This is a genomic window from Nocardioides sp. (genome assembly GCF_036503465.1).
GTDB lineage: Bacteria > Actinomycetota > Actinomycetes > Propionibacteriales > Nocardioidaceae > Nocardioides.
Window position 1 is genome coordinate 67,069 of record NZ_DASXWU010000104.1, and the last position, 13,070, is coordinate 80,138.

11 protein-coding genes are annotated in these 13,070 nt (G+C 71.5%); 8 read left to right on the forward strand and 3 right to left on the reverse strand.

What is annotated here, in order from left to right; translation table 11 throughout:
* Positions 1-20 precede the first annotated feature (20 nt).
* Both VGK78_RS20000 and VGK78_RS20005 read right to left on the reverse strand, forming a co-directional pair.
* Entirely contained in the window at positions 21-800 is a 780-nt protein-coding gene (locus VGK78_RS20000; protein WP_331529506.1) for an isocitrate lyase/phosphoenolpyruvate mutase family protein, read from the reverse strand.
* A gap of 196 nt (positions 801-996) precedes the next feature.
* On the reverse strand, positions 997-3,984 hold the full coding sequence (locus tag VGK78_RS20005) for a bifunctional [glutamine synthetase] adenylyltransferase/[glutamine synthetase]-adenylyl-L-tyrosine phosphorylase (RefSeq protein ID WP_331529507.1): 2,988 nt from the start codon (positions 3,982-3,984) through the stop codon (positions 997-999).
* A gap of 128 nt (positions 3,985-4,112) precedes the next feature.
* On the opposite strand from VGK78_RS20005, the gene VGK78_RS20010 reads away from it, so the two are divergent.
* From VGK78_RS20010 to VGK78_RS20035, 6 genes are read left to right on the forward strand one after another with little or no spacing between them, the layout of a single operon-like run.
* Positions 4,113-5,330, forward strand: a complete 1,218-nt coding sequence (locus VGK78_RS20010) for an ROK family transcriptional regulator (protein ID WP_331529508.1) — start codon at positions 4,113-4,115, stop codon at positions 5,328-5,330.
* The gene (locus tag VGK78_RS20015) at positions 5,327-6,664 is read left to right on the forward strand and encodes an ABC transporter substrate-binding protein (protein ID WP_331529509.1); all 1,338 of its coding nucleotides are present in this window, start codon (positions 5,327-5,329) and stop codon (positions 6,662-6,664) included. Before VGK78_RS20010 ends, VGK78_RS20015 begins: the two co-directional genes overlap by 4 nt.
* Positions 6,661-7,629, forward strand: a complete 969-nt coding sequence (locus tag VGK78_RS20020; RefSeq protein ID WP_331529510.1) for a sugar ABC transporter permease — start codon at positions 6,661-6,663, stop codon at positions 7,627-7,629. The genes VGK78_RS20015 and VGK78_RS20020 overlap by 4 nt, the downstream gene beginning before the upstream one ends.
* A gap of 1 nt (position 7,630) precedes the next feature.
* Complete coding sequence (locus tag VGK78_RS20025) at positions 7,631-8,491, forward strand: carbohydrate ABC transporter permease (RefSeq protein WP_331529511.1); 861 nt, start codon at positions 7,631-7,633, stop codon at positions 8,489-8,491.
* Positions 8,488-9,762 carry a 6-phospho-beta-glucosidase gene (locus tag VGK78_RS20030; RefSeq protein WP_331529512.1) on the forward strand — a complete coding sequence of 425 codons (1,275 nt, stop codon included), beginning with the start codon at positions 8,488-8,490 and terminating at the stop codon, positions 9,760-9,762. Before VGK78_RS20025 ends, VGK78_RS20030 begins: the two co-directional genes overlap by 4 nt.
* A 1-nt stretch (position 9,763) precedes the next feature.
* The gene (locus VGK78_RS20035) at positions 9,764-10,783 is read left to right on the forward strand and encodes an N-acetylglucosamine kinase (RefSeq protein ID WP_331529513.1); all 1,020 of its coding nucleotides are present in this window, start codon (positions 9,764-9,766) and stop codon (positions 10,781-10,783) included.
* Here VGK78_RS20035 and VGK78_RS20040 read toward each other — a convergent pair.
* Positions 10,780-11,487, reverse strand: coding sequence for a type 1 glutamine amidotransferase (locus VGK78_RS20040; RefSeq protein WP_331529515.1), 708 nt, complete (start codon positions 11,485-11,487; stop codon positions 10,780-10,782). The genes VGK78_RS20035 and VGK78_RS20040 overlap by 4 nt on opposite strands.
* A gap of 117 nt (positions 11,488-11,604) precedes the next feature.
* Between VGK78_RS20040 and VGK78_RS20045 the strand changes: the two genes are divergently transcribed.
* Positions 11,605-12,207 carry a DUF1326 domain-containing protein gene (locus VGK78_RS20045; protein WP_331529516.1) on the forward strand — a complete coding sequence of 201 codons (603 nt, stop codon included), beginning with the start codon at positions 11,605-11,607 and terminating at the stop codon, positions 12,205-12,207.
* Positions 12,208-12,213: 6 nt separating this feature from the next.
* The gene (locus VGK78_RS20050) at positions 12,214-13,023 is read left to right on the forward strand and encodes a DUF2182 domain-containing protein (protein ID WP_331529517.1); all 810 of its coding nucleotides are present in this window, start codon (positions 12,214-12,216) and stop codon (positions 13,021-13,023) included.
* Positions 13,024-13,070 lie beyond the last annotated feature (47 nt).

Consider the following 13,070-nt stretch of genomic DNA (forward strand, 5'->3'; position numbering starts at 1 on the left):
AGGGACACCTCCAAACGGATTCAGGTCAGGGGCCGGGTGCCGGAGGGGATGCCCTCGCCCCTTCCCACTCCTTCGACCATCTCCTGCAGCGCCGTCAGCGCGACGCGCTGCGGGAACGGCCCGAAGCTGACGCGGGCGACGCCGAGCTCCTGCAGCCTGGCCAGCGGCGGGGAGCCGGGCGCGGGCAGCATCGTCAGTCGCTGCGGACCCAGCGCGTCGACGAGCACCCCGACCTGCTCCTCGGTCAGGCGACCGGGGACGAACACGACCGGCGCTCCGGCGTCGAGGAACGCCCGACCCCGCTGGATCGCGTCCTCGAGTACGTCGTGCGGGTCCCGGTCGCCGGCCAGCAGGAAGGCGTCGGTGCGGGCGTTGAGGACGAAGTCCGGCACGCCCGCGTCGGCGGCGGCCCGCATCACCGACCCGACCACCTCCGCCGCCTCGGCGACCGGCTTCAGCTGGTCCTCGATGTTGCAGCCGACCACCCCGAGGGCGATGGCGCGGCGTACGGTCTCGGCCGCATCGCCGTACCCCGCCTCGAGGTCCGCGGTGACCGGAAGCTCGACGGCATCGACGACCCGGCCGACCGCCTCGAGCATGAGGTCGCGCGGGATGTGCTCGCCGTCCTCGTAGCCGTACATCGCTGCGATCGCGTGGCTGGCCGTGGCGATGGCGGTCGTGCCCTCGGTCTGCGCGACGACGCGCGCGCTCGCGACGTCCCAGACGTTGACGAGCGTCAGCAGCTTCGGGTCGGTGTGGAGCGCCAGCAGTGCGGTCGCCCGGTCGGCGGTGGAGGTCATGCGCCGAGTATGTCGAGCGAGCAGCCGACCCGAGGAACGAGGGTCGGCGTGGGCGAGCGAAGGTTGAGCGAGCCCACGGCTGAGCCTGCGAAGCCGTGACAGGCGAGTCGAAACCCGGTGACGGTGCTTGGGGCCTCAGGACCGTCCTCCGTGTCTCGAGACGGGCCCAGCGACCGTCCCCAAACCAACGCATCGGTCACTCCCAGAACACCCGCTCGACAACGGCCCGGGCGCGGCGCGTGGTGCGGAGGTAGTCGTTGACCATCTCGTCGGAGCGTCCGGGGCCGTAGCCCAGGATGCTGGCGACGGCGGCACGCTCGCGGGCGTCGCGGGGCACCTGGTCGCCGCTGCGCCCGGTGACCAGGGTGATCGCGTTGCGCAGCCGGCTCACCGATCTCCAGGCGCGGTCGAGGGCCGCGTGGTCGGCGGCGTCGAGGAGGTCCGCGTCGCGGGCGACGTCGAGTGCGGTCAGGGTGCGGGGGCTGCGCAGGGCGGGCACGCGGCCGGCGTACCGGAGCTGGAGCAGCTGGACCGTCCACTCGATGTCGGCGAGGCCGCCCCGGCCGAGCTTGAGATGGGTGTTCGGATCGGCGCCGCGGGGCAGGCGCTCGCGGTCGACCCGCGCCTTGATCCGTCGGATCTCGGTGACCTCGACGTCGGTGATCCCCTCGGGCGGGTAACGCAGCGGATCGATCAGCTCGGTGAAGCCGCGGCGCACACCTTCGTCGCCGACGACCGCGTCGGCACGGAGCAGGGCCTGAGCCTCCCAGACCTTCGACCACGTGCCGTAGTACGCCGCGTACGACGCGAGGCTGCGCACGAGCGGACCCTGCTTGCCCTCGGGGCGCAGGTCGGCGTCGACCACCAGGGCGGGGTCGGTGCCCGGCGCGAGCAGCAACCGGCGGAGCTCGTTGGCCACCGCATGGGCGTACGCCGACGCCTCCTCGCCGGCGTCGTCGGCCACGTCGTCGGCATCGGCCCTGGGCTCGTGCACGAACAGCACGTCGGCGTCGCTGCCGTAGGACAGCTCGAAGCCGCCGTAGCGACCCATGGCGACGATCGCCATCCGGGTCGGCGCCTCGGCGAGCCCCCGCTGCTCGCGGACCGACCAGCCGGCGACCTCCAGGGTCGCCTCGAGCGTGGCGTCGGTCAGCCGCGACAGGGCGGCGCCGACGTCGGCGACCTCGGTCTCTGCGAAGAGCTCGCCGACCGCGATCCGGAACAGCTCGCGCCGGCGGATCGCGCGGATCGAGCGCACGGCCTCCTCCGCGTCGTCCTGGCGCTCGGCCGACGCGTGCATGCGCTCGAGGATCGCCTCGGACCCGAGCGGGGTGAGGTCCTCGCCGAGCATCCGCACGCCCTCGGGCTCGCGCTCGAGGAGGTCGGTGGCGTACCGCGACGTCGCCAGCAGCCGGGCCAGCCGCTCGGCGACCTGGCCCTCGTCACGCAGCGTCTTGAGGTACCAGTGCGTCGAGCCGAGGCTCTCGCTGATCCGGCGGAACCCGAACAGGCCGGCGTCCGGATCGGGTGCGTCGGCGAACCACTCGAGCATGGCCGGCAGCAGGGCGCGCTGGATGGCGGCGGTCCGGGTGACCCCGCTGGTCAGCGCCTCGAGATGCCGGAGTGCCCCCGCGGGGTCGGCGTACCCCAGGGCGGCGAGGCGCTGTCCGGCCGCCTCGGCGGTCAGCCGCACCCCCGCCGCCGGGACGCGCGCCACCGCCTCGAGCAGCGGCCGGTAGAAGAGCTTCTCGTGGAGGCGGCGTACCTCCAGCCGATGGTGTGACCACTCCTGCTCGAGCGCCTTCGCCGGCTCCTTGGTGAACCCCATCCCGCGCCCGAGCCGGCGCAGCGATGCGTCGTCGGACGGTACGACGTGGGTGCGGCGCAGGCGCTGGAGCTGGATGCGGTGCTCGAGCGTGCGCAGGAACTCGTACGCCGCGTGCAGCGCCTCTCCGTCCTCCCGGCCGACGTACCCACGCGCGGTCAGCATCTCGAGCGCATGCAGGGTGCCGGGGTCGCGGAGCGTCTCGTCGGTGCGCCCGTGCACCAGCTGGAGGAGCTGGACGGCGAACTCGACGTCGCGCAGACCGCCCGCGCCGAGCTTGAGCTGACGGTCGGCGTCGCGGGCGGGGATGGCGTCCAGGACCCGTCGCCGCATCGCCTGCACGTCACCGACGAAGCCGTCCCGCTCCGCGACCTGCCAGACCATCGGACCGACCATGGACAGGAACTTCCGCCCGAGCTCGAGGTCACCTGCGACCGGCCGTGCCTTGAGCAGGGCCTGGAACTCCCACGCCTTCGCCCAGCGCTCGTAGTAGGCGCGGTGGCTGGCGAGGGTGCGGACCAGTGGGCCGGCCTTCCCCTCGGGACGGAGGTTGGCGTCGACGGGCCAGATCGTGCCCTCGCGGGTGTGGTCGGAGCAGACCTGCATCAGGAACGAGGCGAGCTGCGTGGAGACCTGAGCGGCGGTGGCCTCGTCGATGCCGTCGGCGGGCTCGAAGACGTAGAGCACGTCCACGTCGGAGACGTAGTTGAGCTCGTGTCCACCGCACTTGCCGAGTGCCACCACCGCGAGCCGGCTGGTCTCCGCGTCGGGCACGTGGGCGCGGGCGATCGCGAGGGCGGCGTCGAGGGTGCCGGCCGCGAGGTCGGAGAGCTCGGCCGACGCGTCGTCGACACCGAGGTGCTGGGCCAGGTCGCGGGCCGCGAGCCGGGTGAGCAGCCGTCGGTACTCGACCCGCAGCGCATCGACCGCCTCGGCCTCGGACGTCGTCGCGGTAGGGGCGTCGCTCGCGGGATCGGCACCGACGGCCCGCATCAGGTCGGCCCGTACGGCGTACGCCGCGGGGCGGGTGGAGCCGAGGAAGGGGTCGGCGAGCTCGCGCCAGTGCTCGGGGTGGCGGCAGAGGTGGTCGGACAGCGCCTGGCTGGCGCCGAGCACCGAGAGCAGCCGCATCGCGGTGCCCTCGTCGTCGGCGAGCTCCTCGACCAGTCCGGGCCCTGCCCGCTCCGCCAGGCGCACCAGGCCGGCGAGGGCCTGGTCGGGGTCGGCGGTGCGAGCGAGGACCGCCACCAGCGGCTCCGCCTCGTCCCCGAGCCTGGCCAGGTCATCGCGCGCCCGCGCGGAGTCCTCGAAGCCCAGCCTGAGCAGCCGAGTGCGCGCGGAGTCGCTTCGGGGGCTCACCGCGTCAATGTAGCCACCCGTCGCGGTGCTGACCCTTGCGCGCCGCGAACCCGTTGGTGCAATCTATTAGGAAACTTTCCTGTCTAATGTGAGGACGGCATGAGCAGAGCAGCGCGGACGGGCACCCGATGAGGCCGGGTACGCCGCGGATGCTGCGCGGGATCAACGACCGGGCGGCTCTCGACCTCCTGCTCGAGCACGGGCCGCTGTCGCGAACCCGGCTGGGCGAGCTCACCGGTCTCTCGAAGCCGACGGCGTCGCAGCTCCTGGCACGGCTCGAGGCCGCGGGCCTCGTCGTCGCCAGCGGCAGCTCCTCCGGCGGCCCGGGCCCGCGGGCGCAGCTGTACGCCGTGAACCCGCGTGCCGGTCACGTGGGGGCGCTGGACGTGACCCCGACCCGCATCGTGGCCGCGGTCGCCGACATCACCGGCCGGATCGTGGGCGAGCACGAGCTCCGCACGCCCCGACGCCCCGGCCCCGACGCGGTGGAGAACGTGCGGACGGCGCTCGAGGGCGCCTCGACCGCGGCCGGTATCGGCACGTCGGACCTGCTGCACGTCGCGATCGGCACCCCCGGTGCCTTCGACCCGCGCACCCGCCGGCTGCGCTACGCCCGCCACCTCCCGGGGTGGCACGACCCCGACCTGCTCGACAGGCTGGCAGAGGCTGTCGCCGCGCCGGTTCACGTGGAGAACGACGTGAACCTCGCCGCTGTCGCCGAGCTCGGCTCGGGGCACGGCCGTGGGGTCGACGACTTCGTGCTGCTCTGGGTCGACGAGGGGCTCGGCGCCGCCGTGGTGATCGGCGGTCGGCTGTACGGCGGCGCGACCGGTGGAGCGGGCGAGATCGGCTTCCTCCCGCTCCCGGGCACGCCGCTCGTGCGCGACGTACGCCGCGGCAATGCCGGCGCCTTCCAGGAGCTCGCCGGCGCTCCTGCCGTCCTCGCACTCGCCCGCTCCCTCGGCATCCGGGCGACATCGGCACCCGCGGCCGTCCGGAGGGCGATCGCGACCCCGGGGGCGGGCGACCAGCTGATCGCGACGCTGGGGCACCGGCTGGCCGTCGGCATCGCGGCTCTGGTCGCGGTCCTCGACCCGGCCCTCGTCGTCCTCTCGGGATCCGTGGCCCTCGCCGGCGATCAGCGGCTCCGCGCGGCTGTCGCCGACGAGCTCGGGTCGCTGGCCGCCGGGCGCCCGCGCCTCGAGCTCGCGGAGGTCCGCGAGGGACCGGTGCTCACCGGTGCGCTCCACACGGCCCTCGCCGCCGCCCGGGACGACGTCTTCGACACGGTCCGTCACCTCGCACACCCGGGCAGCGCCCGGCCCGACAACAGGAGATCACCATGACCCGACACCTGCGTCGTCGCATCGCCGGCAGCGCCCTGACCGCAGCCCTCGCGCTCGCCCTGACGGCGTGCTTCGGGTCGTCGAAGGGAGGGGCCAACGACAACCCGAACGCGGACGTCACCATCACCTTCTGGCACGGGTGGAGCGCGCCGAGCGAGGTCAAGGCGATCCAGGCGACCATCGACGCGTTCGAGAAGGCCCACCCGAACATCCACGTGAAGGCCGTCGGCAACATCACCGACGACAAGATCAACCAGGCGCTGCGAGCCGGCGGCTCATCGGCCCCGGACGTCGTCTCGTCGTTCACGACCGACAACGTCGGCGAGTTCTGCACGTCCCACGCGTTCGTCGACCTGACCCCGTTCCTGGCGAAGTCCGGGATCGACCCGACCACGACGTTCCCGGGCCCACAGCTGTCCTACACGCAGTACAACGGCAACCAGTGCTCGCTCCCCCTGCTCAGCGACGCCTACGGCCTCTACTACAACAAGGACGCGTTCAAGGCTGCCGGGATCAGCGGTCCGCCCAAGACCATGTCGCAGCTCGACGCGGACGCCGTCAAGCTGACCAAGACGTCCGGCGACTCCTACTCGCAGCTCGGCTTCCAGCCCGACTACCACTTCTACGAGTCGACGATCACCCACTTCGCGGCACAGTGGTCGCCGACGTACTTCACCTCGGACGGCAAGTCCAACGTGGCGAACGACGGCGCCCTGAAGTCCGCGATGGAGTGGCAGAAGAACCTCGTCGACAAGCTGGGCGGATACGCGCGGCTGGACAAGTTCCGCACCTCCGCCGGTGAGGAGTTCAGCAACAACAACGCGTTCATGACCGGCCAGGTCGCGATGATGATCGACGGTGAGTGGCGCGCCGGCATGATCGACGACTCGAACAGCAAGGTGAACTACGGCGTCGCACCCTTCCCGGTGCCCGACGACCTGGCGGACCAGTACGGCAAGGGCTACATCACGGGCACGATCGTCGGGATCGCCAGTACGAGTGACAAGCAGAACGCCGCGTGGGAGTTCGTGAAGTACCTGACCACGGACACGGACGCCGTCGTGAACTTCGCGAACGCGATCCACAACGTCCCGTCGACGACCGCTGCGCTGGCCTCGCCGAAGGTGAGCCAGGACCCGAACTTCCAGACGTTCATCAAGATCGCGTCGGACCCGAACAGCACTACGACGCCGGCGAGCCCCAACGGGGGCGACTACCAGCTGGTCCTGCAGAACCTGGGCTACAACTTCCAGTCCGGGAAGCAGAGCGACCTCCAGTCCGGCCTCGTCGACGCAGCCCACCAGATCGACACCAACATCGCCCAGGTCCAGTGACGCTCACGGCCTCACCCAGAACGAGGAGGAGTCCGGGTCTGCGCAGCCGCCGCCGTCGGGAGCTGCTGCGCAACCTGGCCTTCCTGTCCCCGTGGCTGCTGGGGACGGGACTCTTCTTCCTGTATCCGCTCGCGACCACGGCGTACCTCTCGTTCACCCGGTACGACGGCTTCGTGTCTCCGACCTGGAACGGGCTGGACAACTGGCGCTTCGTGTTCCGCGACTATCCGTTCTTCTGGCCCGCGATGCGCAACACGCTGTGGTTCGTCGTCGTACTGGTGACCCTGCGGATCGTGGCGGGTCTGGTGCTCGGCCAGCTGGTCATCTCCGTCAAGCGCGGTAACTCATTGCTCCGCACGGTGTTCTACGCGCCGTTCCTGGCACCGCCCGTCGCGGGAACTCTGGCGTTCGTGTTCCTGCTCAACCCCGGGACAGGGCCGGTCAACACCATCCTCGGCCACGTCGGTGTGTCGGCGCCGAGCTGGTTCAACGACCCGACCTGGTCCAAGCCCGCGCTCACGTTGCTGGCGCTGTGGGGGGTCGGGGACCTGATGGTGATCTTCCTGGCGTCCCTGCTCGACGTCCCCCAGGAGCTGTACGAGGCGGCGTCCCTGGACGGTGCGGGGGCGGTGCGACGCTTCCTGCACGTGACGCTCCCCCACCTGCGACCGATCCTGCTGTTCGCCGTGATCACCGGCGTCATCGCGACGATGCAGTACTACACCGAGCCGATCGTGGCGGGCCAGGTCGCGAGTGGGCAGATCGCCGGGTCGGGCAACCAGTTCGAGCCGGGCTACCCCTCCGGCTCGACCCTGACCCTCCCCCAGCTGGTCTACAACCTCGGCTTCCAACGGTTCGACATCGGCGCCGCCTGCGTGATCGCGATGGTGCTGTTCGTCCTCTCGATGATCTTCGCGGCCTTCTTGATGGGGCGCGGCAGCGGCTTCCTGACGGCGGAGGACTGAGATGACGACGAGCGCCGCCCAGCCCGCCCTCTATCGACGACGCGCCCTGCTCGAGTGGGTCGCCCTGCACTCCTTCGCGGTCGGCCTCGCCCTGCTGTTCGTCCTGCCCTTCGTCTTCGTCGTGCTCACGGCGCTGATGTCGGACCAGCAGTCGTTGACCCGGGACCTGTGGCCGCACCCCTTCGCGTGGCGCAACCTGGTCGACGTCTGGCACACCCCCGGTTTCCCGACGTGGTGGAGGAACACGCTCGTGTACGCCGGCTGCGGCACCGCCCTCACGCTGCTGTCCAGCCTTCCGGTGGCCTATGCACTGGCGTACTTCAGGTTCCGGGGTCGGAACGTGGCGATGATGGTCGTGATCGCGACGATGATGCTGCCACCGCAGGTCTCGATCATCCCGCTCTACCTCGTGTGGGCCCAGGACTTCCACCTGACCGGGACGCTGTGGCCGCTGATCATCCCGCTCGCCTTCGGCGACGCGTTCACCATCTTCCTGCTGCGGCAGTTCATGCTGACGGTGCCGCGGGCCTACCTGGAGGCCGCGCGCATCGACGGCTGCGGGGAGTTCCGGACGATGGTGAGCGTGGTGATCCCCATGATCAGGCCGGCGATCGCCGCCGTCGGTCTGTTCCAGTTCTTCTACTGCTGGAACGACTACTTCGGGCCGCAGATCTATGCCAGCGAGAACCCGGCTGCCTGGACCCTCAGCTACGGTCTGCAGACGTTCAAGAGCGCCCGCCACACGGACTGGAACCTGACCATGGCGGCCACCGTCCTGGTCATGGCACCGGTCCTCATCCTGTTCTTCCTCGCCCAGCGGGCGTTCATCGAAGGCGTGACGCTGACGGGGGTCAAGGGATGACGAGCACCCCACGGAAGGTCGCGGTCGTCGGCGGCGGCTCGACGTACACCCCGGAGCTGGTGGACGGCCTCGGCCGGCAGTACGACGTACTGCCGGTCGACGAGCTGGTCCTGGTCGACCCCGCCGCCGACCGCCTCGAGCTGACGGGCGCGTTCGGCCGGCGGATCCTCGCCCGGCTCGGCCACCCGGGGCGCATCACGACCACGACCGAGCTGGAGCCGGCGCTCGACGGCGTCGACGCGGTCCTGCTGCAGCTGCGTGTCGGGGGCCAGGCCGCGCGGCAGCAGGACGAGACGTGGCCGTTGGAGTGCGGGTGCGTGGGGCAGGAGACGACGGGCGCCGGCGGTCTCGCCAAGGCGCTGCGGACAGTCCCCGTCGTCCTGGACATCGCCGAGCGGGTGCGCGCGGCCGCACCGGACGCCTGGATCATCGACTTCACGAACCCGGTCGGCATCGTCACCCGTGCTCTCCTGCAGGAGGGCCACCGCGCCGTCGGGCTGTGCAACGTCGCGATCGGCTTCCAGCGCCGGTTCGCCGCGTGGCTGGGCGTCTCCCCCGAGCTCGTGGAGCTCGACCACGTCGGCTTGAACCACCTGACCTGGGAACGCGCCGTCACCGTGGACGGGGTCGACCGGCTTCCGGAGCTGCTGGCGGCGCACGGGGCGGAGATCGCGGAGTCGCTGGAGCTCCCCGTGGAGGTGCTGCACACGCTGGGGGTCGTCCCGTCCTACTACCTGCGCTACTTCTACGCCCACGACGAGGTGGTGGCCGAGCAGCGCGCGGCGGGCTCGCGGGCGGCGCGGGTCGCGGAGATCGAGCAGGAGCTGCTCACGATGTACGCGGACCCCGCGCTCGAGGAGAAGCCGGCGCTGCTCGGCGAGCGCGGCGGGGCGTTCTACTCCGAGGCCGCCGTGCAGCTCGCGGCGTCCCTGCTCGGGTCCGGAAGCGCCGCGCACACCCAGGTCGTGAACCTGCGCAACGACGGCACCCTGCCCTTCCTACCGGACGACGCTGTGATCGAGGTTCCCGCCGCGGTCGACCGCTCCGGCGTACGAGCCGTGCCCCTCGCACCGCTCGCGCCGGTGTACGCCGGGCTGGTGGCGGCGGTCACGGCGTACGAGCACCTCGCGCTGGACGCGGCGCTGCGCGGCGGATACGACCGGGTGTTCAAGGCCCTTCTCGCCCACCCGCTCGTCGGTCAGGTCGATGTCGCGCACGGTCTCGCCGACCGGCTGATCGCCACCAACCGCGACTACCTCCGGTGGTCCTGACATGGGCGAGCACACATCCGAGGAGCCGGCGTCGGTCCTCGCCATCGACGCGGGGAACAGCAAGACCGACGTCGCGATCGTCGCCGACGACGGGACGGTACGGGCCACCGCCCGTGGAGGTCCGTTCCGGCCCGACCGGCTCGGGCCGGCGACCGCGGTGACCGGCCTCGCCCCCCTGGTCGCGAGGGCGCGAGCGCGGGCCGGGCTCGAGGGCGAGGGCCCGGTCGCCCGGCACGTGTCGGCCTGCCTCGCCAACGCCGACCTGCCCGTCGAGCACCAGGCCCTGGAGTCGGCGATCGTCGCCCAGGGGTGGGGCGCGTCGATCGAGGTCTTCAACGACACCTTCGCCCTGCTCCGCGCCGGGCTCGACGAGCCGCGCGGGGTCGCCGTCGTGTGCGGAGCCGGGATCAACTGCGCCGGCCTGCTGCCCGACGGCACCACGGCGCGCTTCGCCGCGGTCGGTCACATCTCGGGCGACTGGGGCGGCGGCGGCCACCTCTGGCAGGAGGCGATGTGGTGGGCGGCGCGAGCCGTGGACGGCCGCGGGCCGCGCACCGAGCTGAGCGAGGCGCTCCCCCGCCACGCGGGTCTGGCCGGCATGGAGGAGCTGATCGCAGCGGTGCACCTCGGCTCCCTCTCGGAGACGGAGTGCAGCGGGCTGACGCCGGTGCTGTTCGCTGTCGCGGCCGCCGGCGACGAGGTGGCCTCCGCCTTGGTACGCCGTCAGGCCGAGGAGGTGGTCGCCTTGGCGGTGGCAGCTATGCGACGTCTCGGGGTCCTGGAGCAGTCGTTCCCGGTCGTGCTGGGTGGCGGTGTGCTCACCGCGGGGCACAAGCAGCTGATGGAGGAGATCAACCGTCTCCTGGCTGACGCCGCACCCCTCGCCGAACCCCGAGTCGTGCGCACCCCGCCCGTCGTCGGAGCGGCCCTGCTCGGCCTCGACCGAGTCGAGGCTCCGCCCGGAGTCCGCGAGCGGCTCCGGGAGTCCTTCGCCGGCCCCGCAGAGGGTTCTTCGCGCTAGCCGAGCCGGCCGGCTAGGACGAGGTCGACGAAGCGCTGCGCGAGCGGTCGCCAGGACTCGTCGAGGTCGTTCCGCGATCGGACCAGGTCGTCGAGCACCCGCTCCTTCTCGGACGCCGGGAGGCTGCCGTCGTTCGCCCACCGTGCGACGAGGGCGTCGTCCACCTCGGGATGCCACTGGACGCCCCAGACCGCCCGTGCGTACCGGACCGCCTGCACCTCGCCGGTGCTCGACGTCGCCAGCTGCCGCGCACCTTCGGGGAGCACGGCGACGACGTCGTCGTTCCAGTGCATCGCGCGGCGCGGTCCGACCAGGCCGCCCATCAGCGCGTCGTCGACCGCCTCGGCGGTCCACCCGACGTCGAGGAGTCCGAGCTGCCGGCCGCGGGGGTTCACCACGATCTCGCCACCCAGAGCGACCGCGCACAGCTGGTGGCCGAGGCAGATGCCCAGGGTCGGCACCCGCGCTTCGGCGGCCAGCCGGATCAGCTCGCGGACCGCGGGCAGCCAGGGCGCCTTCTCGTCGTCGTGCGCGCCCACCGCGCCGCCCATCACGACGACCCCGTCAAGGCCGTCCATCTCGACCGGGACCGAATCTCCCTCGTAGGCACGGCAGACGACGAGCTCGACGCCTTGCATCCAGGTGCCCATCAGGTGGATCGGGTCGTCTGCCTCGTGCTGGATCACGAGCACGCGTGGTGTCACGTGGCCAACCTATGGCCATCGGCATACGCGTCGAGACGGTGTCCCGTGGCTCGATCGATTCATTGACCGATCCACCCGACCTGGCAAGACTGAAAGGTCTCACGGAGGGGGCCCGAAATGGCATGGAATCTGACCGGGAGTTATGTCGAGACCTGTTCCTGCGAGCTGATGTGCCCGTGCAACCTGTCCATGGCCCACGGCGCCACCTACGACTTCTGCCGGGTGACGTTGGCCTTCAACATCCGCGAGGGTGAGATCGAAGGCACCGACATCGCGGGGCGCAAGGTCGTGATGATCGCCGACACCCCGAAGGTGATGACCGACGGCGACTGGCGACTCGGGCTCTTTGTCGACGACGGTGCGAGCGACGAGCAGTTCGACAAGCTCACGAAGGTGTTCGGCGGCCAGCTGGGCGGACCCATGGGCGCGCTCACGCCCCTCGTTGCCGAAGTGGTCGGGGTCGAACGCGCCGCGATCGAGATCAGCGACGACGGCCTGCGGCACAGCGTGCGCGTCGGAGACACGATCGACTTCGAGATCGAGGACGTCGTCCCGTTCGGCGTGGAGTCCGGCGAGCCGGTCCGGTTCAACGGGATGTTCCACCCCGTCGGCTCCGACCTCACCATGGCCGAGGCGCAGCGCACTCGGATCAACGCCTTCGGCATCTCCTTCGAGGGCAAGACGGGGCTGTCCAAGTCCGAGTTCTCCTGGGCCGCCTGACCTCCGATGAGGTCGGCAGCGCCCGCCGGCGCGAGCGCCGGGCTCGGTCCGGCGTACGCCGCGGCGCGGGCTCGGCTCGGGCTGGTGGCCGCCCTGTTCGCCCTCGCCGCCGTCGGCTGGCTGTGGACCGCGCGCGAGATGCGCGGCATGGACGCAGGACCCTGGACGAGCCTCGGGAGCTTGGGCTGGTTCCTCGCCATCTGGGTCGTGATGATGGCCGCGATGATGCTGCCGTCCGTGGCGCCCACGGTGAGCCTGTACACCCGCATCACCAGGGAGCGTTCGCCACTGTCACCGTGGGCCTTCACGGTGGGTTACCTGCTCACGTGGGCCACGGCCGGCATCGCCGCCTACGTCCTCGCCGGCGCAGTGGCGTCGACCTCGGACGGCGCCCTCGCGTGGGACCGCGCCGGCCACGGCTTCGCGGGCGCCACGCTGCTCGCCGCGGCCGCCTATGAGCTCACCCCGTTCAAGGACGTCTGCCTCTCGAAGTGCCGCAGCCCGCTCGGCGCGCTCCTGGGCTCGTGGCGGGACGGCGTGACAGGGGCGCTCCGGATGGGCGCGCGCAACGGGGCCTGGTGCGTGGGCTGCTGCTGGGCGCTGATGGCGTCGCTGTTCGCGCTCGGGGTGATGAGCGTCATCTGGATGGGGTTCGTCGCCGGCATCATCGCGGTCGAGAAAACCCTGCCCTGGCGAGGCGGCCTCACGGTCGCCACCGCCGCATTGTTGACCGGCGTGGGCATCCTGCTGCTCGTCGCCCCCGAGGCACTTCCCTGGCTGACGCTCCCGTCCGATCAGACCATGCCGATGGGCTGAGGGCTCCTGGGCATCTTGATGACGGCCTCCGACCCAAAGAACCGACC